Origin of the sequence: Flavobacterium myungsuense, from assembly GCF_042677265.1 — a bacterium.
Taxonomy (GTDB): domain Bacteria; phylum Bacteroidota; class Bacteroidia; order Flavobacteriales; family Flavobacteriaceae; genus Flavobacterium; species Flavobacterium myungsuense.
In genome coordinates, this window is sequence record NZ_JBHTIZ010000026.1 from 238,765 (window position 1) to 260,343 (window position 21,579).

18 protein-coding genes and 1 tRNA gene are annotated in these 21,579 nt (G+C 31.3%); 13 read left to right on the plus strand and 6 right to left on the minus strand.

Annotation, left to right across the window (positions count from 1 at the left end):
• Window positions 1–182: 182 nt before the first annotated feature.
• Window positions 183–1,730, plus strand: coding sequence for a retropepsin-like aspartic protease family protein (locus tag ACFQ0S_RS11285; protein WP_379757776.1), 1,548 nt, complete (start codon window positions 183–185; stop codon window positions 1,728–1,730).
• A gap of 392 nt (window positions 1,731–2,122) precedes the next feature.
• Here ACFQ0S_RS11285 and ACFQ0S_RS11290 read toward each other — a convergent pair.
• Together ACFQ0S_RS11290 and folB are read right to left on the minus strand one after the other, a co-directional pair.
• Window positions 2,123–2,193 (minus strand) — tRNA-Cys (locus ACFQ0S_RS11290).
• Window positions 2,194–2,310: 117 nt separating this feature from the next.
• Entirely contained in the window at window positions 2,311–2,670 is a 360-nt protein-coding gene (gene folB / locus ACFQ0S_RS11295) for a dihydroneopterin aldolase (protein WP_379757779.1), read from the minus strand.
• Between the two features lie 119 nt (window positions 2,671–2,789).
• On the opposite strand from folB, the gene ACFQ0S_RS11300 reads away from it, so the two are divergent.
• The 4 genes from ACFQ0S_RS11300 to ACFQ0S_RS11315 all read left to right on the plus strand — a co-directional run bounded on the left by ACFQ0S_RS11300 (window position 2,790) and on the right by ACFQ0S_RS11315 (window position 6,194).
• Complete coding sequence (locus ACFQ0S_RS11300; protein ID WP_379757783.1) at window positions 2,790–4,886, plus strand: glutamine--tRNA ligase/YqeY domain fusion protein; 2,097 nt, start codon at window positions 2,790–2,792, stop codon at window positions 4,884–4,886.
• Between the two features lie 304 nt (window positions 4,887–5,190).
• Window positions 5,191–5,520 carry a YtxH domain-containing protein gene (locus ACFQ0S_RS11305; protein ID WP_379757786.1) on the plus strand — a complete coding sequence of 110 codons (330 nt, stop codon included), beginning with the start codon at window positions 5,191–5,193 and terminating at the stop codon, window positions 5,518–5,520.
• Between the two features lie 41 nt (window positions 5,521–5,561).
• Window positions 5,562–5,912: a competence protein gene (locus ACFQ0S_RS11310; protein WP_379757789.1), complete on the plus strand. Its 351-nt coding sequence runs from the start codon at window positions 5,562–5,564 to the stop codon at window positions 5,910–5,912.
• Between the two features lie 3 nt (window positions 5,913–5,915).
• On the plus strand, window positions 5,916–6,194 hold the full coding sequence (locus ACFQ0S_RS11315) for a DUF6327 family protein (RefSeq protein ID WP_379757792.1): 279 nt from the start codon (window positions 5,916–5,918) through the stop codon (window positions 6,192–6,194).
• A 29-nt stretch (window positions 6,195–6,223) separates the two neighbouring features.
• On the opposite strand, the gene ACFQ0S_RS11320 is transcribed toward ACFQ0S_RS11315, so the two are convergent.
• Window positions 6,224–7,201 carry an SPFH domain-containing protein gene (locus tag ACFQ0S_RS11320; protein ID WP_379757795.1) on the minus strand — a complete coding sequence of 326 codons (978 nt, stop codon included), beginning with the start codon at window positions 7,199–7,201 and terminating at the stop codon, window positions 6,224–6,226.
• A 77-nt stretch (window positions 7,202–7,278) separates the two neighbouring features.
• Between ACFQ0S_RS11320 and ACFQ0S_RS11325 the strand changes: the two genes are divergently transcribed.
• Window positions 7,279–7,923: an outer membrane beta-barrel protein gene (locus tag ACFQ0S_RS11325; RefSeq protein ID WP_379757798.1), complete on the plus strand. Its 645-nt coding sequence runs from the start codon at window positions 7,279–7,281 to the stop codon at window positions 7,921–7,923.
• Between the two features lie 33 nt (window positions 7,924–7,956).
• Here ACFQ0S_RS11325 and gltX read toward each other — a convergent pair whose 3' ends face one another.
• Window positions 7,957–9,462, minus strand: coding sequence for a glutamate--tRNA ligase (gltX, locus tag ACFQ0S_RS11330; protein WP_379757801.1), 1,506 nt, complete (start codon window positions 9,460–9,462; stop codon window positions 7,957–7,959).
• Between the two features lie 152 nt (window positions 9,463–9,614).
• On the opposite strand from gltX, the gene ACFQ0S_RS11335 reads away from it, so the two are divergent.
• The 7 genes from ACFQ0S_RS11335 to ACFQ0S_RS11365 all read left to right on the plus strand — a co-directional run bounded on the left by ACFQ0S_RS11335 (window position 9,615) and on the right by ACFQ0S_RS11365 (window position 19,985).
• Complete coding sequence (locus ACFQ0S_RS11335; protein WP_379757804.1) at window positions 9,615–12,974, plus strand: hypothetical protein; 3,360 nt, start codon at window positions 9,615–9,617, stop codon at window positions 12,972–12,974.
• Window positions 12,967–13,392 (plus strand): rRNA maturation RNase YbeY, encoded by a 426-nt coding sequence (gene ybeY / locus ACFQ0S_RS11340; RefSeq protein WP_379757807.1) that lies wholly within the window; start codon window positions 12,967–12,969, stop codon window positions 13,390–13,392. Before ACFQ0S_RS11335 ends, ybeY begins: the two co-directional genes overlap by 8 nt.
• A gap of 116 nt (window positions 13,393–13,508) precedes the next feature.
• Window positions 13,509–15,380, plus strand: coding sequence for a tRNA uridine-5-carboxymethylaminomethyl(34) synthesis enzyme MnmG (gene mnmG / locus ACFQ0S_RS11345; RefSeq protein ID WP_379757810.1), 1,872 nt, complete (start codon window positions 13,509–13,511; stop codon window positions 15,378–15,380).
• A complete protein-coding gene (locus ACFQ0S_RS11350; protein ID WP_379757813.1) occupies window positions 15,381–15,899 on the plus strand; it encodes a hypothetical protein in 519 nt (172 codons plus the stop codon).
• Window positions 15,899–16,753 carry a class I SAM-dependent methyltransferase gene (locus ACFQ0S_RS11355; protein ID WP_379757816.1) on the plus strand — a complete coding sequence of 285 codons (855 nt, stop codon included), beginning with the start codon at window positions 15,899–15,901 and terminating at the stop codon, window positions 16,751–16,753. The genes ACFQ0S_RS11350 and ACFQ0S_RS11355 overlap by 1 nt, the downstream gene beginning before the upstream one ends.
• Window positions 16,754–16,998: 245 nt before the next feature.
• Window positions 16,999–17,568 (plus strand): OmpH family outer membrane protein, encoded by a 570-nt coding sequence (locus ACFQ0S_RS11360; RefSeq protein WP_379757819.1) that lies wholly within the window; start codon window positions 16,999–17,001, stop codon window positions 17,566–17,568.
• 140 nt (window positions 17,569–17,708) lie between these two features.
• Complete coding sequence (locus ACFQ0S_RS11365; RefSeq protein ID WP_379757822.1) at window positions 17,709–19,985, plus strand: helix-turn-helix domain-containing protein; 2,277 nt, start codon at window positions 17,709–17,711, stop codon at window positions 19,983–19,985.
• A 5-nt stretch (window positions 19,986–19,990) separates the two neighbouring features.
• Here ACFQ0S_RS11365 and ACFQ0S_RS11370 read toward each other — a convergent pair whose 3' ends face one another.
• Both ACFQ0S_RS11370 and ACFQ0S_RS11375 read right to left on the minus strand, forming a co-directional pair.
• Window positions 19,991–20,374 (minus strand): DoxX family protein, encoded by a 384-nt coding sequence (locus ACFQ0S_RS11370; protein WP_379757825.1) that lies wholly within the window; start codon window positions 20,372–20,374, stop codon window positions 19,991–19,993.
• Window positions 20,375–20,379: 5 nt separating this feature from the next.
• On the minus strand, window positions 20,380–21,528 hold the full coding sequence (locus tag ACFQ0S_RS11375) for a DNA polymerase III subunit (protein ID WP_379757828.1): 1,149 nt from the start codon (window positions 21,526–21,528) through the stop codon (window positions 20,380–20,382).
• Window positions 21,529–21,579 lie beyond the last annotated feature (51 nt).

Genomic DNA, 21,579 nt, shown 5'->3' on the forward strand with positions numbered 1-21,579 from the left:
AATAGTTTATAACTATAACTACTTTTTAAAGAAGTAGTGTTTAATGAATTATATTTGGAATAGTAAATAAAGTCAGATGTTTATCGGACCTAATCTCATGAAATTTCAGGGATAATCATTATTTTGTTAGATTTATAAACGATTTAGGAGCAACACGTAAAATTTACAATAATATTCAAATTATGAAATACTTAAAATCACATCTTTTTCTTGTTCTTATTATACTAGTGCTTGCATCCTTTGCTATTGCGGTTAATTATTCGACACCGATGAAAGTTAGAAAGATTTCATTGGCGGATAATGAAATTTATCCTCAAATTGCCCAAGATAAATATTATTATCATAATGCACCTTACGATTGGCTAAGTGAGAGTGGGAAATATGTTTCTTTTTCTGATACTCAAAAAAAATATTATTACGATTATCCAGAAATTGGAGTAAAAAAAGAAGATCTAGAACCTAATTCGCCAATTTTATTGAGGAGTATGGAAACAAGTGAATATACATTTAATGATTTAAGTAATAGTTGTTTATTAATGGTTAGTGATTTATGGTTACCTATTCAATACGATAGAATGGGTAGTTATAATATAAGTAGCTGGGATTTAGAGCAAGTTGCTTTAGAATATGTAAATAATATATTTTCTTCTAAAACAGCGAGAAAAGAATTATTTAATTACGCTATTCGAAATTTTAAAAGAATTGAAAATAAATATCCAAATTCTTGGAAACAAAATATGATTAATAAAATTGACGAATGTTTTTTATTTACAAAAACGTATCAAACTAAAAGAAGCAATTACATTAATCTGTCAAAAATGGAATGGTGTGGCGAGAACCCCAATGGACAAACAATGAATGGAGATGGGTACAATAATTTTGCTTATAAAATTGGTTATTATGAAGCATTTATTTTTAGACGTATTGAGTTTAATAAAATTCCAATACAAGAAATTAATTCTTATTTAATGATTATGAAAAATACCTTGCTTGAATCAATGAGTGAAAAAAATTATTCAAATTTCAAGGATATATATATCAATAACGAGGAAATTATACTATCTGATTTAATTGTCAACGGTAAAGGCGTAACAATTAAGGTTTGGAATAAAGAAACAAGTAGAGAACTTATTTTCTCCTCCTTTTCACATATTAAATGTTTAAAAGATAATGGTGAAAACTATTATATGATATATCAAAATGGCAAAGGCACACTTATTAATTCCAAATTAGAAATTGTAAATGAAATAACTACAAAAGAAAGTTTAGATAGGGAAATGTTACTTGATATATATTCTCCCATTGGTGAAGTAGAAATTATTAGTCCAGATGAAAATAATAAATCAGTCAATAGCATTATTATGACAAAGAAAAATGGTGTTTACTATATTCCTGCAAAAGTAAATGGTGTTCCTATGCAATTTGTATTAGACACTGGAGCATCTGTCGTCTCTATTTCAATTACAGAAGCTTTATTTCTATATAAAAATGGAAAACTGTCAAAATCAGATATTTTAGGAAAGCAATATTTTACAGATGCAAATGGAACAATTTCAGTAGGAACGAAAATTATTTTAAGAAACATTAAAATTGGAAATAAAATTATTCAAAATATTGAAGCAAACATTGTGCACAATACAAATGCACCTTTATTAATTGGACAGTCGGTTCTTGAGAGACTTGGAAAAATTACTATTGATACTAATAATAAAACTCTATCGTTCGAATAATTGATAAACTTATCAACTAACAGATCTAGCTTTTGCTCATCTATCCTAAAAAACAATCCCGATGCTTCGTAATCAAATAATTATAAAAAACAACCTCGTTTAAGCCTATTTAAGCGAGGTTTGTTTTTGGGTGTAGTCTAGTGTTGTCTGATGCTTGACTGAATCGAGTATCTAGATAAAAAAAAAGAGACACATTGCTGTTTCTCTTTCAGAGGCATCGTCCGGATTAGAACCTAATCTTTACCTAATTTTTTCTAAAAATTTCCCATAAAAAAAACCTCTCACTTGGAGAGGTTCATTCAGAGGCATCGTCCGGATTCGAACCTTATCTTTACTTAATTTTTCTTAAAAATTTACATAAAAAAACCTCCAAGTTTCCTTGAAGGTTTCAGAGGCATCGTCCGGATTCGAACCGGAGTAGGAGCTTTTGCAGAGCCCAGCCTAGCCGCTCGGCCACGACGCCAATTATTTAATTGGATTGCAAATATAAGTAAAAGTTTAAAAGTTTAAAGTTTAAAGTTTAAAAATTTCTGTTTTCTAAATTCTTCAATCAGAAATCTAAAATCTGCAATCTAAAATCTCAATTCCTGTATTCTTCTAATTCAATGGTAACCGCTTCAACATCACCACCAATAGGAGGATTAAGCTTCGAAACTTCTAATGTTATTCTAGAAATAGAAGGAATTGTAGCAAAAATTCGCGTAATTATTCTATGTCCAACATGCTCTAAAAGTTGCGAACGAATTTCCATTTCTTCTACAACAATTTTGTTTAGTAGCACATAATCTACCGTATCCTTCAAATCATCTGAAATACATGATTTCCTCAAGTCGGTTTTAACCTCTAGATTTACTGAATAATCAGAACCTATTTTTCCTTCTTCGATCAAACAACCGTGATAGGAAAACGTTCGAATATTTTTAAGTTTTATAATTCCCATAAATTTTTTATTCAAAGTTTAAAGTTTCAGGTTTAATCTTAGCTCGATTAACTTTAAACCTGAAACTTTAAACCATTTTAAACTAGCTTTTTTTATCTTTGCTAAAATTAAACAAAAATATGTCAACCGAAGAAAAATCACTTCATTTTATAGAACAAATCATAGAAGACAGTTTAGCAAGCGGTTTTCCTCAAAATAAATTACGATTTCGTTTTCCGCCAGAACCTAATGGCTATTTGCATATTGGTCACGCCAAATCGATTTGTTTGAATTTTGGTTTAGGTTTAAAGTATAATGCACCAGTTAATTTACGTTTTGACGATACCAATCCGGCAAAAGAAGAACAGGAATATGTAGATGCTATAAAAGAAGATTTACAATGGTTGGGGTTTAATTGGGCTGAAGAACGCTATGCTTCTGATTATTTTCAACAATTGTACGATTGGGCTATACTTATGATTAAAAACGGAAAGGCTTATGTAGACAGTCAATCCTCTGAAGAGATGGCAATTCAAAAAGGAACTCCAACCCAACCAGGAGTTGATGGACCTTACAGAAATCGTTCGGTTGAAGAGAATTTAACCTTGTTTGAAGCCATGAAAAACGGCGAATTTCCTGAGGGAAGCCACGTTTTGCGGGCTAAAATTGATATGGCTTCTACCAATATGTTAATGCGTGATCCGTTGATGTATCGTGTTTTGCATCGCCATCATCACAGAACGGGAAATGATTGGAAAATCTATCCCATGTATGATTATGCTCATGGCGAAAGCGATTATATGGAACAAATTTCGCATTCTATTTGTACTTTAGAATTTGTAATGCACCGTGAATTGTACAATTGGTTTTTAGATCAAATTTATGATGATACTAAAGTAAGACCCCACCAATACGAGTTTGCTCGTTTGAATTTGAATTATACCGTAATGAGCAAACGAAAATTATTACAATTGGTTCAAGACAAAGTGGTTAATGGTTGGGACGACCCGAGAATGCCTACCATTTCAGGGTTAAGACGACGTGGGTATACCGCAGCTTCTATTCGTAAATTTTGTGAAACCATAGGAGTTGCCAAGCGTGAAAATGTTATAAATGTTTCTCTTTTAGACTTTTGTTTGCGTGAAGATTTAAACAAAACCGCACCAAGAGTAATGGCAGTTTTAGATCCTGTAAAGCTGGTAATTACGAACTACCCTGAAGGTAAAGAAGAAGGATTAGAAGCCGAAAACAATCAAGAAGATGAAAGTGCAGGGTATAGAAAAGTACCTTTTTCTAGAGAATTGTATATCGAAAGAGATGACTTTCTTGAAGTGGCGCCAGCTAAATTTTTTAGATTAAGTATCGGAAACGAAGTGCGTTTAAAAAACGGATATATTATTAAAGGCGAAAGTGTTACTAAAGATGCAAACGGAACAATTACAGAAATTCAAGTAACTTACGATGAAGATTCTCGTTCTGGAAGCGGAAGTGAAGCCAGTCAACGGAAAGTAGCCGGAACCTTGCATTGGGTTTCCATTCAACACGCAATTGAAGCTGAAGTTCGTTTGTATGACCGATTGTTTATAGACGAAGCTCCCGACAGTCATAAAGAAAAAAACTTCTTGGATTTTATGAATAAATCATCGTTAGAAGTTGTTAATGGTTTCGTAGAGCCAAGTCTAGCAGATGTAAAAACAGGGGATAAATTCCAGTTTCAGCGTTTGGGTTATTTCAATGTAGACAAGGATTCGACCGCTTCTAAATTAGTTTTTAATAGAACAGTAGGACTAAAGGATGCTTGGGAAGAAAAAGGGAAGAAAGAAGAAAATCTATTAATGGCTACGCAAAAGGAAATCAATAGATATGTGAAAGAAAAAGATTCAACTGCTGCCAAAATTATTTTACAACCTATTATTGAAAATATTGAAAGCATTGATAATTTTAGTTTATTGGTACAAACAATAACAAAAAACATTAAAAATGACAATAATTCATTACTGTTTTCTAATTTAATTTTGAATTATTCAAGTAATGTTTATTCAAAAGATATTGAGCAAGAGTCGTTATCAAAATTATACGCAATGTCATTAAAAAGTCAATTAGCTGTTGTTCGAATTTTAGCCATTCAAAACTTAAAAAATGACGCTAAAAATTGGAGTGATTTTCAAACACAATTAGCAGAGTTGAAAAATTCAGAAAAAAACGAACAAGTTTTAGAATTGATAAAAACGATTTAAAATCTCAACTATAGATTTTAATAATGAAAAGCACCCTAAAAAGGTGCTTTTTTTGATCATTGCAGAATCTTATAAAAAGCAGAGAAAAGATAGAATTTATCAATTAAAAACAGCTTCTATAAATTGTTTTTAAGACGTTTTTTAATTTTTTACCATAAAATCTATATTTATTATTTTTTCGTTAATTTAAAACGCTTATTTTATGTTTTAGTGTTTTAAATTTAATTTATTTAACGCCTCATTAACTATCTAAAGTTACTTTATTTTGTAACTTTAGACTAGTATTAATTTAAATAATAAAGTCATGTCAAACAACACAGGAAATGTACTGATAGCTCTTTTAGCAGGAGCTGCAGTTGGAGCAGGAATAGGAATTTTGTTTGCTCCCGATAAAGGTTCAAGAACCAGAGAAAAAATAAAAAACGGTTATGATGATGCTAAGGACAACCTAGCACACAAATGGGATGATGTATCTAGAGAGATTAAAAGAAAATTTTCTAATCGTAAACACGATTTAGAAAAAACGTACGAAGATTTGGTTGAAAGTATGAACGATAAAAACGGAGATGTCATTTCTTTTTTAGAAAAAAAATTGGCTGATTTGAAAGAGCAAAATGCTAAACTTCAAAATTAGTAGGTGTTTATAGTTAGGTTTCAAAATTTAAATAACAAACTATGGCTTTTGAAGAATTAAAAGAGCATACCGAAAATATTCAAGACCAAGCTCAAGCTTTTTTTGAAAATAATGTAGCGTATTATAAATTATGGGGTTTTAAAGTAGCAATGAAATCTACAACCATGATTTTTAAATTTACACTTATTTTATTGTGCTTGAGCATGGTCTTGTTGTTTTGTTCCATTGCAGGAGCCTTTGCTATTGGTAAAGCATTAGACAATTATTCATACGGATTTTTAATAGTAGGAGGCGTTTATGTCTTTTTTACGGGAATTCTATTTCTGATTAAAGATAAAATAATAGAAGGACCAATTTTAGAGAAGTTTTCAGAAATCTATTTTAATGACTAATGTATGGCAACTAAAAAATATTCTTCTTATGCACAAATAGATGCTGATTTAGAAATCTTAAAATTAGAGAAAGAAATTCATTATCAAAAAATGATTCTGAGTCTTCAAAAAACGAAAGAAATACTAACACCAAATGCTATTGTAGGCAATATAATAAGTTCTACCAATTCTATTCTTTCAAGTCCATATGGAGTGATGATTAAAATGGCAGTACCTTTTATATTAAACAAAGCAATCCCTTTTATTACAAAATGGTTTTCAAAAACAAAAAGAGGCAATTAAGCCTCTTTTTTAGTATTAAAAGTTTATATTTATTCTGGATTTGAAGTATCACTAGGATTAAAATCTGTCGATGTGTGATCGTCTTTCTTTTTTGTACGTTTAGGCTGGTTTTTCATAGTTTCTCCAATTTGATTGCTTGCAGAAAAACTAGCCACCATATTATTTAACATATCACTTCCGGCTTGTGGAGAATTTGGTAACAAAATTAAATTAGAATTTGTATCGGCACCTATAGCTTGTAACGTATCATAATGTTGTGTAACTACAATTAATGCGGAAGCTTCTTGTGAGTTTATGCCAACTTTGTTCAAAACATCAACACTTTCTACTAATCCGCGAGCTATTTCTCGTCGCTGGTCAGCAATACCTTGACCTTGTAATTTTTTACTCTCAGCCTCCGCTTGGGCTTTAGCAACAATTCGAATCCTTTGAGCTTCTGCTTCAAATTCAGCTACCGTTTTTTCTCTATCGGCAGCGTTAATTCTGTTCATAGCATTTTTTACCTGAATATCAGGATCAATATCAGTAACCAATGTGTTTATAATGGTGTAGCCATAGGTAGTCATTGCTTCGTTTAATTCTCTTTTTACCGCAATGGCAATATCGTCTTTTCTTTCAAAAACATCGTCTAGTTTTAACTTTGGAACTTCGGCACGAACTACGTCAAAAACATAAGATGTAATTTGGTCGTGAGGGTATTCTAGTTTGTAAAAAGCATCATAAACGGTTTCTTTTACCACCATAAATTGAACAGAAACTTTAAGTTTTACAAAAACATTGTCTTTAGTTTTGGTTTCTATGATGACATCCAATTGTTGAATTTTAAGATTTACACGACCCGCAATTCTGTCAATAAGCGGTATTTTTAATTGTAAGCCTGAGTTTCTGACGCTCAAGAATTTTCCAAAACGCTCAATAATTACTGACGTTTGTTGCTTTACGGTAAAAAAAGAAGATAGAAATACGAATATTCCTAAGAATAAAAAGATAATTAAGGAAATGTCCATGTGTTTTAAATTAAGTTGTTTAATTACCGTCAAATTACAAAATTTATTTTAGGTTTGTTGATGATTAACATTATTATATGAAAAATAAATTTCTAACAGCGGTATTTGTTTTAATTTCTATTACTGCTTCAGCGCAATATAAATACAGAGACTCAAACCGGATTGGTATTATTTTCGGATTAAATCAAATCAATTTAAATACGGATGATTTCACAGTAAATCCTGAATTAGGTTGGAATGTAGGGCTTTCTGTTCGTGGAAATTTCTATAATGATTTTGATATGGTGTACACCATGCAGTTCAGCGAAAACAAATTTACGGTGCCAACAACCAACTTTTTTTCAAAAAAGGAAGGCGTTGAGTATAAATTACCGTCAGCTCAAATTTCGTTGATGTTGAGTTATAAAATTGTTGAAAATCATTTAAGTGTCGAATTTGGTCCTCTTGTTCAAGTAAATGGAAAATTTGTTATAGATTCAACTGAGGAAGACAACAAAATTTCTGGAACTACCTTACTAGCTAAAGATATTGTAGATATTTCAAAATTCAACTTTTATCCTGCAATAGGAATCACAGCAGGAGTAAAGCATGTAAGAGCTAATATTCAATACCAATACGGAGTAACCAATTTGCTTGGAAACTTAAACGGACAGGAAGGAATTAGCACTAATTTCAAATCATATCCAGGCATTATAAGCGGAAATATTATTGTTTACCTATAAAAAAAGCTCCTAAATTCAGGAGCTTTTTTGTTTTTATAAAGTAGTTATTGCTTTCTCAATTCGTTTAATAGTTTCTTCTTTTCCAATCAACTCCACAATATCAAAAAGATGCGGCCCTTTTAAAGCACCAACCAAACTCAAACGAAAAGGTTGCATGACTTTTCCCATTCCTATTTCGTTTTTGGTCATCCAGTCTTTGACGATGATTTCGATATTTAATGAAGTAAAATCTCCTATGTTTTCTATAACTGAAATTAATTCTTGCATTAAAGCAGGTGTTTCTTCTTTCCAGTTTTTTGCTGCTTTTTCATCATAAGAGGTTGGAGCTTCAAAGAAATAATTTGATAATTCCCAAAATTCAGAAACGAAATGTGCACGTTCTTTTATTGCTGAGACAATAGTAATCAGCTTGTTCATTTCAACATTAATTCTTTTTTCAGCTATAATAGGAGCAAAGGCTTTTGCTAAACTTTCATCACTTTGCTTTTGTAAATACTGATGATTGAACCATTTGTTTTTTTCAGGATCAAATTTAGCTCCAGCTTTATGAACACGATTCAAATCGAATTTTTCAACTAATTCTTCTAAAGAAAATAATTCTTGTTCGGTTCCGTCATTCCAGCCTAATAAAGCTAAAAAGTTGATAACAGCTTCTGGGAAAAATCCTGCTTCTTTATATCCTTTCGAAGTTCCTTCAGCAGCCGTCCAATCTAACGGAAATACTGGAAATCCTAATTTATCACCATCGCGTTTGGATAGTTTTCCGTTCCCAATAGGTTTTAAAATCAATGGCAAATGCGCAAAATCAGGAGCTTCCCAACCAAATGCGCGATACAACAAAACGTGCAATGGCATTGATGGCAACCATTCTTCACCACGAATCACGTGAGAGGTTTCCATTAAATGGTCATCAACAATGTTGGCTAAATGATAGGTTGGCATTCCGTCGCTTTTAAACAAAACCTTATCGTCTAATAAATTGGTTTCAAATTTAATATCGCCACGAATGATGTCATGTAAATGCAAGGTTTCATTAACAGGTGTTTTAAAACGAATCACATATTCTTCGCCACTTGCGATTCTTTTTACGGTTTCTTCTTTAGAAAGCACTAAAGAAGTATCTAATTTATCCCGATTATGATGGTTATAAATAAAAGTTTTTCCTTGTTCTTCGTGTTGTTTTCTATGTAAATCTAATGATTCAGCGGTATCAAAAGCATAATAGGCATTTCCAGAATTGATTAATAAATCGGCATATTTTTGGTACAACTGTTTTCTTTCCGATTGACGATATGGACCAAATTTTTCGTTTTTGCCAACTGTTTCATCCGGAGCAATTCCTAGCCATCCTAATGCTTCTAAAATATATTCTTCGGCACCTGGAACAAACCTATTCTGATCAGTATCTTCTATTCTTAAATAGAAAACACCGTTGTTTTTTTTAGCAAAAAGGTAATTAAATAATGCTGTACGAACACCGCCAATATGTAAAGGTCCTGTAGGACTTGGTGCAAAACGCACTCGAACTGGTTTAGACATGGTTATGAATTTTATGCAAAGATACGTTTTCAATATGTCAATTTAAAAAGCTAACTATCCTTTTTGAAACTATAAAAGTTTCAGATTTTTTTAACGTTTTGTAATTCAGATAAAATCGTACTTTTATCGGTTATTAAAATAAATTAAAATCATTGGAATCTTCGAGTATTATTTATCAGAAATTAGAAGCTTTTATCAAAAAATATTATACAAATGAACTATTAAAAGGAATCATTTTTTTCCTTGGTTTAGGATTATTGTATTTCTTGTTTACACTTTTTGTTGAGTATTTCTTGTGGCTTAAGCCAATGGGAAGATTATTCTTATTTTGGTCATTTATTGGTGTTGAAGCCTATCTTTTGCTACGGTTTATAGGGTTTCCAATATTTAAATTATTTAAACTTCAAAAAGGAATTGATTATAAAGAAGCATCAACTATTATTGGAAATCATTTTTCTGAAGTCAGCGATAAACTCACTAATTTTCTTCAATTATCTGAAAATAAAAATCAATCTGAATTGTTGCTTGCATCGATAGACCAAAAAGCAAATGCTTTGCAACCTATTCCTTTTGGTAATGCTATTAATTTTAACTCCAATAAAAAGTTTTTACCATTAGCGATTCTTCCAATTTTGTTTTTCGCTTTCTTTTATTTGTCAGGTAATAGCAATTTAATTTCTCAAAGTTTAAATAGGGTAGTGCATTTCAATTCAGCATTTACTCCACCGGCACCTTTTAAGTTTATAGTAATAAATGATAATTTACAAACCGAACAAAATAAAGATTTTACTCTTATAGTAAAGACCGAAGGAAAAGTTATTCCAGAAAATGCTATGATTTTTATTGATGACGAAAGTTATTTTATGGAGAGTACTAAGCCTGGAGAATTTCAGTTTAAAATAGAAAAACCTATTTCTAACATAGCGTTTCATGTAGAAGCAAATGCAGTTTCTTCACCAGAATATGAGTTGAAAGTCGTTACAGTTCCTTCGATTTCTAATTTCGAAATGGTTTTGAATTTTCCATCTTATTTGAATAAAAAAGCGGAAATAATAAAAGGAACCGGTAATGCAATTATTCCTGAAGGAACAACTGTCACGTGGACAATGGATACGCAAGCGACTCAAAATGTAGATTGGACAGATTTGAAATTTAATTTTCCTTTTTCAAAATCGGAGAACACATTTGTTTTATCTAAAACTATTTCTCAAAATATAGAGTATCAAATTCGTACATCAAACGAGAAAGTAAAGCATTATGAGAAATTAAATTATCAGATTTCGGTTATTAAAGATCAATTTCCCACAATAAATGTAAATAATGCTCCTGATAGTTTAAAAGTCGATAAAAGTTACGTTTTAGGGCAATTATCAGATGATTATGGTTTGTCTAAACTTCATATAGTTTATTATGAAAAAGACAAACCTCAAACCGCTAAGAGAGGAATAATTGCAATTAAAACGGCTAATTATGATCAGTTTGTTTTTGCTTTTCCGAGTACGTTGCCTGTAGTAGAAGGCGTTTCATATGACTATTACTTTGAGGTTTTTGATAATGATGCTCCACATCATTTTAAAAGTTCTAAATCTTCTGTTTTTTCTAACAGAATAGCAACTGAACAAGAAAAAGAAGATTTGGTTTTACAACAACAAAACAATAATATAAACAGTCTACAAAAATCGTTAAAGAATCAAGATAAGCAAATTTCTGAATTAGAAAAGCTTCAAAAAGCAGGTAAAGAAAAAGACAATTTAGAATTTAAAGATCAGCAAAAAGTTAATGATTTCATTAAGCGTCAAAAACAGCAAGACCAAATGATGAAAGAGTTTGCTGAGAAAATGAAAGACAATTTAGAGAAGTTAAAATCAGATAAAAAAGATGACTTTAAAAAAGAATTAGAAAACCGTTTAGAAAAAGCGGATAAAGATTTAGAGAAAAACCAAAAGCTTTTAGATGAATTAAAAGAATTGAATGATAAAATTAAAAACGAAGAATTACTTGAAAAATTAGACCAATTTAAACAAAATAGCAAAAATCAAATTAAAAACTTAGAGCAACTTGTAGAGCTTACTAAGAAATATTACGTGGAGAAAAAGGCGGAGCAAATAGCCGATAAATTAGAAAAACTTTCTGAAAAGCAAGATAAATTAGCAGACAATGAAAAGGAAAATAAATCGGAGAATCAAGAAGAAATAAACAAACAATTCGATGCTATTCAAGAAGAATTAAAAGATCTTGATAAAGAAAACAAAGATCTAAAATCACCAATAGATATACCTAAAGATGTCGATAAAGAGAAAAGCATTGATGAAGATTTAAAGAAGGCTTCTGAAGAATTGCAAAAAGAAAACAAAAGTAAAGCAAAACCCAAACAAAAAAGTGCTTCTAAGAAGATGAAGGAAATGTCTATGAAGATGAGTGAAAGTATGGAAAGTGCCGAAATGGAAGAGCTTGAAGAAGATGTGAAAATGTTGCGTCAAATTTTGGATAATTTATTAGCATTTTCGTTTTCTCAAGAAGATTTAATGACTGAATTTAAAGGTTTAAAACGCGGATCACCGTCTTTTAATAAAAATTTAAAAATTCAACAAAATTTAAAACAGCAGTTCAAGCATGTTGATGATAGTTTGTTTGCCATGTCATTACGAAACCCAAAAATAGCAGAGAATATTACTAAAGAAATAGGTAATGTTCATTATAATATAGAAAAAGCAATCGAGAATTTAGTTGATGCTCAAATAGCAAAAGGATTATCACATCAACAATATACTATTTCAGCATCTAATAAGTTGGCTGATTTTTTAAGTGACTTATTAAATAATATGCAAATGTCTATGTCTAAAATGGGCTCCGGAAAACCTAAGCCCGGAAAAGGCGATGGTCAGGGTATGCAATTGCCAGATATAATAAAAAAACAGCAGGGTTTAGGCGATAAAATGAAAGAGGGAATGAAAAAAGGAGCTAAACCAGGAGAAGGGAAAAAGCCCGGGGAAGGAAATAAACCAGGTGAAGGTGAAAAGGGTAAATCTGGTAAAGACGGAAAAAGCGGAAATGGAGAAGGTCAAGGAGGAGAAAACGGAGAGAATGGTCAAGACGGTGAAGGTAATGCAAAAGCTATTTTAGAAATTTATAAAGAGCAAAAGCAACTTCGAGAAGCCCTACAGAACGAGCTTAATAAAAAAGGAATCGGAGGAAACGGTCAAAGCACCATTGACCAAATGAAGGATATAGAAAAGCAATTATTGAATAAAGGTTTTAAAAACGAGGTTCTACAAAAAGTACTCAATATAAAACAAGAATTACTAAAATTAGAGAAAGCCATTCAAGAGCAAGGAGAAGAACAAAAGCGACAATCTCAAACCAACAAGAAAGAGTTTAACAATCAAATTAAGGTTTTACCCGACAGCCTTCAAGATTATTTAAATAGCATCGAAATTTTAAACAGACAAAGCTTACCTTTGCGCTCTAATTTTGAGCAAAAGGTTCAAGAATATTTTAAAAGCAATGATTAGTTTTAATTATGAATCCGATTTCGAATTGCCAAATGAAGATGAAATTTCAAATTGGTTATCTTATATTATTTTAAGCGAAAATAAGAAGGAAGGAGATATTAACTATATATTCTGTGACGACGGCTATTTAGTTGAAATAAACCAACAATATTTAGCTCATGACACCTTAACCGACATCATTAGCTTTGATTATTCTGTAGGAAATGAACTACACGGTGATATTTTTATTTCTATTGAAAGAGTTCGTGAAAACGCCCAAGATTTTAAAGTTTCTTTTGAAGAAGAATTAAAAAGAGTGATGGTTCACGGAATTTTACATTACTGTGGTTATAAAGATAAATCTTCTGAGGATGAAATAATGATGCGTGAAAAAGAGGACGAAAAAATTAAATTGTTCCACGTGAAACAAAATAAATAGTTTTTAAAAATGTAAAATTAAAATTGTTTCACGTGGAACAAATAAATTAAACAATGATTTAGATTTTAGAAATAAATCCGAAATCAAAAATCATTAATCAAAAAAATCAATAATAAATGTTTCAAGATTTATATGACGTAATTGTTGTAGGAGCGGGACACGCAGGTTCTGAAGCAGCTGCTGCTTCGGCTAATTTGGGCGCAAAAACCTTGTTGGTAACTATGAGTTTGCAGAATATTGCTCAAATGTCATGTAATCCCGCTATGGGCGGAATTGCAAAAGGACAAATTGTTAGAGAAATTGATGCGCTAGGTGGTTATTCAGGAATTGTTTCTGACAGAACAGCTATTCAGTTTAAAATGCTAAATAAATCGAAAGGACCTGCAATGTGGTCGCCAAGGGTTCAAAGCGACCGAATGCGATTTGCTGAAGAATGGCGATTGATGTTGGAGAAAACTCCAAACCTTGATTTTTATCAGGAAATGGTTAAAGGTTTAATTATCGAAAACGGAAAAATAAATGGAATTAAAACTTCTTTAGGAATAGAAATTAAAGCTAAATCAGTTGTTTTAACAAATGGAACTTTCTTAAACGGATTAATCCATATTGGCGACAAGCAGTTTGGTGGAGGTAGAGCAGGCGAGAGTGCTGCATACGGAATTACAGAAGATTTGGTTAAAGCAGGTTTTGAATCGGGCAGAATGAAAACAGGAACACCACCGCGTGTTGATGGACGTTCGTTAGATTATTCGAAAATGAATGAAGAAAAGGGAGATGCTAAGCCAGATAAGTTTTCATATTCAGATGTTACATCGCCATTAGTTCATCAAAAATCGTGTTTTATGACTTATACTTCGTTAGATGTACATGATATTTTAAGAGAAGGATTTGATCGCTCTCCTATGTTTAACGGAAGAATTAAAAGCCTTGGTCCAAGATATTGTCCATCTATTGAAGATAAAATTAATCGTTTTGCTGATAAAGAAAGACATCAATTATTTGTAGAGCCTGAAGGCTGGAATACTTGCGAAGTATACGTAAATGGATTTTCTACATCTTTACCAGAAGACATACAATTTAAAGCTTTGCGATCAGTTGCAGGTTTCGAAAACGTGAAATTCTTTCGTCCAGGTTATGCAATTGAGTATGATTATTTTCCGCCAACACAATTAAAACACACTCTTGAAACCAAGTTAGTTGAAGGTTTGTATTTTGCAGGACAAATTAATGGAACCACCGGTTATGAAGAAGCCGCCTCTCAAGGATTAATGGCAGGTATAAATGCAGCTTTAAAAGTTCAGGATAAAGACGCCATTATTTTAAAACGAGATGAAGCCTATATCGGAGTTTTAATTGATGATTTAATTACAAAAGGAACAGAGGAACCTTATAGAATGTTTACTTCTCGTGCAGAATACAGAACACTTTTACGTCAAGACAATGCTGATTTTAGATTAACACCTATGTCTCACGAAATAGGTTTAGCCTCAGAAAAAAGACTCCGTAGAATGGAATACAAACTCAACGAATCTGAGAAAATGGTTGCCTTTTTTAAAGAGACTAGTGTAACACATCAAGAAGCTAATCCTATTTTAGAAGCAAAAGAAACTGCTTTAGTGAATCAATCGGATAAAATGTTTAAGATTTTTTCTCGTCCTCAAATTGATTTAGAAGATATGATGAAATTTGAAAAAGTAGCTTCGTATGTTGAAGCCAATAATCTAGATCAAGAAATTTTAGAGCAAGCCGAAATACAAGTTAAATATTCTGGTTACATCGAAAAGGAAAGAAACAATGCTGATAAATTGACTCGGTTAGAAGATGTAAAAATCCCAGAATCGTTTGATTATAATAAAATAAAATCAATGTCGATTGAAGCAAAACAGAAGTTAAGTAAAATTAGACCTATAACAATTTCTCAGGCTTCAAGAATAAGTGGTGTATCACCAAGTGATATTTCGGTATTGCTAATTTATATGGGAAGATAAATGTTTCACGTGGAACGAATTGTAAAAAGCATTATATTTAAAGGTTTAACAACTTTTTTATTGCCTTTTTTTTTATTACTTAGTTGTGTGGGATTGCAACAAAGAGTTCCAATTAGCGATTATGTTATAGTTACTAACGGGAAAGAAGTTTTAGGAAATAAAAACCTAAGTGCTTTTATTTTTGAAAACAATTTAAAAAAACTGCCAATAGAACAATTTCTTGCTGCGAAATTCAACACCAATAGTTATTCGCAAACCGAGTTTTGGATAACTATTGATAAGAACAAATATCAGATTATGATTTACGATAAAGCAGATTATGAAAAGTATTTTATAAGTTATAATTTTGCTGTAATGAACTTTGAACCTGAAAACGCAAAATCAAATGATCAAAGAACATTTATTGCAATTTCGATGATTAATTCAAATAATGAAGATTGTCTTAATGACAATTCCCTTTACCAAAACATCGCTGTAAACTATTTAAAGCAATTAAAAGAAGAATTTTATAACCAATAATGGAATCTAAAAAACATAAACTATTTCTTACTATTAAAGATCACTCGGTTTCTAAAGAATCATTCGAATTGTATCGCGACGAAACGCTCGATTTGGTATATACTCATCCGCAACCAAGCGAAAAAGTATTGCCTAAATATTATGAAAGTGAAGATTATATTTCTCATACGGATGGCAAACGATCGCTATTTGAAAAAGCCTATCATTTTGTGAAAAATATTGCTTTAAAAAACAAACTTCAATTAATTAATGGTTTACATAAACAAAAAGGCGCACTTTTAGATATTGGTGCTGGTACAGGCGAATTTTTAAGCGTTGCAAATGAAAACGGATGGAACTGTTTTGGAGTAGAACCTAGCGAAAAAGCAAAAGCAATCGCATTAAAAAAAGGAGTTACTTTTGCCGATACTACGCTGCAATTAGAAGATCATTCTTTTGATGTAATTACAATGTGGCACGTTTTAGAACATGTTCCTAATATCGAAAACCAAATTAAAGAATTGAAACGATTATTAAAACCAAAAGGAACAATTATAATTGCGGTTCCTAATTTTAATTCGTTTGATGCAAAACAGTATGGAGTTTTTTGGGCCGCTTATGATGTGCCTAGGCATTTATGGCATTTCTCAAAAACAGCTATAAAATTACTTTTTCAGAAACAAGGTTTAGAATTAACACAAATTTCACCCATGAAGTTTGATGCATTTTATGTTTCTCTTTTATCTGAAAAATACAAAACAGGAAATATGAATTTTGTGAAAGCTTTTTTTATAGGATTACAATCTAATATAAAAGCCAAACATAGTTTAGAATATTCATCGCATATTTATGTGATAAAAAACGCTAAAAACTAAAATAATAAATAACGCTGAATGATTTAGACTTCAAATGGGTTTAGATATTAAAAAAAGTCAAATACCTCTTAAAACGCCTTATTTTAATTCAATATACATCAATTTTAATTATATACTCTTTTAAATCAATAAGAATTTCTTATAATAAATAAAACACAATAAATTTCAAAAGTTTAAGTTTGAAATTCTAGCAAAAAGTTTTATACTTTTGAAAACGAAAAAAATTAATTTCTTAAAAACACCAAATGAAAAAATCAATTGCAATTCTAGTTTTAGTATTATCTCTAATTTCATGTACCAATAAATCAACAGAAGTTAAAGAAGTAAAAACGGCTTATGTAGACACTTCAAAATTATTAGAAGAATATAATGAAGCTAAAGATATCGATGCAAAATACAAAGCCAAATCGGAAGTAATGGGAAAAGAATTGGAAACCGAAATAGCACGATTTAAATCTGAAGCTTCAAATTTTCAAAAAAACGCACAAGCAAATGGTCAGGCTTGGGCACAACAAAAAGGAGCTGAATTACAAAAAAGAGAACAAGAATTAAGTTATGCGCAACAAGGAATGTTACAACAATTACAACAAGAGAGTGGAGCAGAAATGGATAGTTTAGCAAAAAACGTTAAAAAATTTATTAAAGATTACGGCAAAGAAAAAGGATATTCTTACATATACGGAACAGGTGAAGCGAATACAATTTTATATGCTGAAGATAAATATGATATTACTAAAGAAATTGTAAAACTTTTAAATGATAAATACAAATCAGGTTCCAAAGTGGTAGGGAAGGATGATGCAAAAAAGAAATAATATTAAATAAATTTCAGATTCTAACTTCTATAAAACCTTCAACTGAAAATCGGTTGAAGGTTTTTTATTTATAAAAATTTATTCTTAAACAATTTCATTACAATTATTTTCAATATTTTAGCTTCATATATACACGCCAAATGGAAAATTTATCAGAAGAAGCCAAATACACTTTACAATTCATCAATCAAACCCATCGTTCTATTTTCTTGACCGGAAAAGCAGGAACAGGAAAAACCACACTTTTAAAAGAAATTATTCAGTCTACACACAAAAATGTAGTTGTTGTTGCACCAACAGGTATTGCAGCTTTGAATGCTTGTGGTGTAACGATTCACTCTATGTTTCAGTTGCCTTTTGGTGGATTTATACCAGATTTTATTGCGCCTAATTTTTCTGATTTTGTTAAGTTTGAAAGCAAAAACACTTTAGTCAGACACTTTAAAATGAGCGGTTTAAAGAAATCGGTCATTAAAAACATGGAATTACTGATTATTGATGAAGTGAGTATGCTTCGTGCTGATTTATTGGATGCCATGGATTTTATGATGCAAACTGTTCGTAAAAATAAAATCCCTTTTGGCGGTGTTCAGGTTTTGTTTATCGGCGATTTATTGCAATTACCACCCGTAATTAGGGAGGAAGAATGGCGAACGTTAAAAAATTATTACAAAGGAAAATTCTTTTTTCATTCGCATGTGGTACAGCAAAATCCACCGCTTTACATTGAGCTTTCCAAAATTTTTCGTCAAACGGATGATGTTTTTATTTCTATTTTGAACAACCTAAGAAACAATCAAATTTCGCAAGTTGATATTCAGAATCTAAACCAGTATGTTCAACCTAATTTCGATTTAAAAGCAAATAAAGGATATATCACTTTAACAACGCACAATGCTAAAGCCGATGCAATGAATGCACAAGCGCTTCAAGATTTAGAAGGCAAATTAGTACAATACAAACCTGAAGTTGTGGGTGATTTTCCAGACAAAATTTTCCCTGTTGATGAAACTTTAGAGCTGAAAATTGGTGCTCAAATTATGTTTGTAAAAAATGATTTGTCTTTTGATAAAAAATATTTCAATGGCAAAATGGGAATTATTAAATCACTTTCTGCAGAAGAAATACTTGTGTATTTTCCTGAAGAAAACAAAACTATCGAAGTCGAAAAATACGAATGGCAAAATATTCGGTACAAAGTAGACGAAATGACTAAGGAAATTGAAGAAGATGTTATAGGAACTTTTGTGCATTATCCAATAAAATTAGCTTGGGCAATTACGGTTCATAAAAGTCAAGGTCTAACTTTTGATAAAGCAGCGCTTGATGTTTCGCAAGTTTTTCTTCCAGGACAAGCGTATGTAGCATTATCGAGATTACGGTCGTTAAATGGGCTGATTTTACTTTCTCCGCTAAGAATGAATGGTATTTCGAACGATCAAGACGTGATGGATTATGCTTTGAACAAAGCCAGCGAAGAACTTTTAGAAAATGCCTTGCAACAAGAAACTAAAAATTTTATTCATTCCTATTTAAAAAACGCATTTGATTGGAGTGATTTAGCTCAAGAATGGCGCAATCATCAGTTTAGTTATGGGGAGAAATCTGAAAATTCTGAGAAATCAAAACACGCTATTTGGGCAAAAAAAAATGCGGAAACCATTGGCGATTTAGTAGAACCAGCTAGGAAATTTCTTTTACAATTAGATAAACTTTTTACATCAGAAACCTTTGATATTAGTTTTGTTTCAGAAAGAATTCAAGCGGCTTATGATTATTTCTTTGTTCCGATGGATAATTTGGTAAATGAAATTCTGTGGAAATTAGAAGAGATTATTCGCATCAAGAAAGTAAAAGGATTTTATGAAGAAATAATTGCTTTGGAAGATATTCAAACCAAAGCTGTTTTGCTATTAATGAAAGCTAAATTATTGATAAAAACAATTGCTTCAAATGAAACGATTTCAAAAGAAAAATTAGTATCTGATGAAATTAAATACTATAAAATCAATAAATTAGAACGCATTCGAGAAGAATTCAAATCAGTAAATGTCACACTTATTGAAGACGAATATGATCTTGAACGCTATACCTCGTCTAAAAAATCTAAAGAAAAAGCACCTAAAAAATCTACTGTTCGGGAAACGTACGAATTGTGGCAACAGAAACTTTCTATCAAGGAAATTGCGGAACTTAGAGTGTTAACCAAACAAACAATCAGCGGACATCTAGCGAAATTAATTGAAGCTAAAACCATTTCAATATCAGAAGTTTTAACAGATGATAAAATTCAGGCTTTGGCAAAAGCTTTTGACGGTTATACTGAAGCTTCCTTAAATCCGTTGAAAGAAAAACACGGAGATACTTTTACTTGGGACGAATTGAAATTATTTAAGGCGAGTTTAAATTCAAAATAAAATCTCTAACTCAACCAATACACCACCATTACTGCAGGAATAAAATAAAGTATAATGGTTCTAGCGCCGTCATAATCTTTGGCTAATCGTTGTCCAAAAAGCAACATGATTAAGGTTATACAAGAAAAAATTCCGGCATAAAGACCAAAAGTTCTGCCATTATTTATCATCAATTGTACACAACCTACTACAGCTAAAATACCCGAAATGAGTTCTAAAACAAGAATATGAAATAAAGCTAAAGGCACATGGTTTTTGAGCCGCGTTTTTTCAAAATGTGATTTTAACCAAGTAAGATTGTCTTTCCAATAAATTGCTTTATCATAACCTGATTGTATAAAAGTTACTGCAAGCAGCACCAAAACTAAAATAGAAGCAATATTCGACATAAGTGTTATTTTTTATGAATTAAACGAGTCAGTTTTATAGACAAATCAGTCAAAATTATTTTTGCATTTCCGTTGCGCTCAATGTGATACATCGCATCCGAAAGTTCTTTAAAGATATTGTGAATATTGCTGCCGTTTACAAAAGGCGCAAAATTCTCTAGTTTAAATTTTTCAATTTTGGGTTCCATATACACCAAACTTGTGGTTTGATAATTTAGCAACAAAGCTTGGCGAAACATATCGATACAATAATGCAGGAATTTTTTTTGTGTTTCTCTTCCCAAACCAGCAATTTGTTCGCTCCAGATTATCAAATCCTGAATCGCAGCTGCATTTCCTTTGGCTCTAAAAGCGGCTCGAACCCAATCGACAAAATGTTTTTCAAAAAAAGAATCCTCCCCATTTTCTTCCAAAAATTGCAAGGCCTTATTATAATTACCTTGTGCTTGATGTGCAATTTTGGTAGCCATTCTAGCATCGATATCTTTTTGAGCAATTAGTGCTTCAACAATCACTTTTTCGGGCAACGCGTTGAAATGCAATACTTGGCAACGAGAACGAATGGTTTGAATGATGTCTTCTTCATTTTCTGATATTAGAATAAACAACGTTTTATCTGTAGGTTCTTCTAGTAATTTCAATAATTTATTTGATGCTGAAATATTCATTTTATCAGCCATCCAAATAATTATGATTTTATAACCACCTTCATAGGATTTTAATGCTAAAGATTTTAAAATCTCTTGCGCATCTTCTACACGAATTTCACCTTGCTTGTTCTGAACGCCAAGAACTTGATACCAATCAAATAAACTTCCGTAAGGGTTTTCGATAATAAACTGTCTCCAATCAGCAATAAAATCAATACTTTTTGGTTTTGTTTTTACATCTTCCGTGGTTACTGTTGGATATATAAAATGCAAGTCAGGGTGCGAAATAGATTGAAATTTTAAGTTACAAGATTCATTTCCACCTCCATTTTCATTATATACATTGTTACATAAAATATATTGCGCATAAGCTATTGCAGTAGCTAAAGTACCTGACCCTTCTGGCCCAACAAATAATTGAGCATGGGGGATTCTACCAGAGTTGGCGCTGTGAGTCAAATGACTTTTAATGTGTTCTTGACCTAATATTTTTGAAAATAGCATGAAGCAAATATAAAGTTTTTTAGACAATTCAATTGAGTGAAATTTCTATAA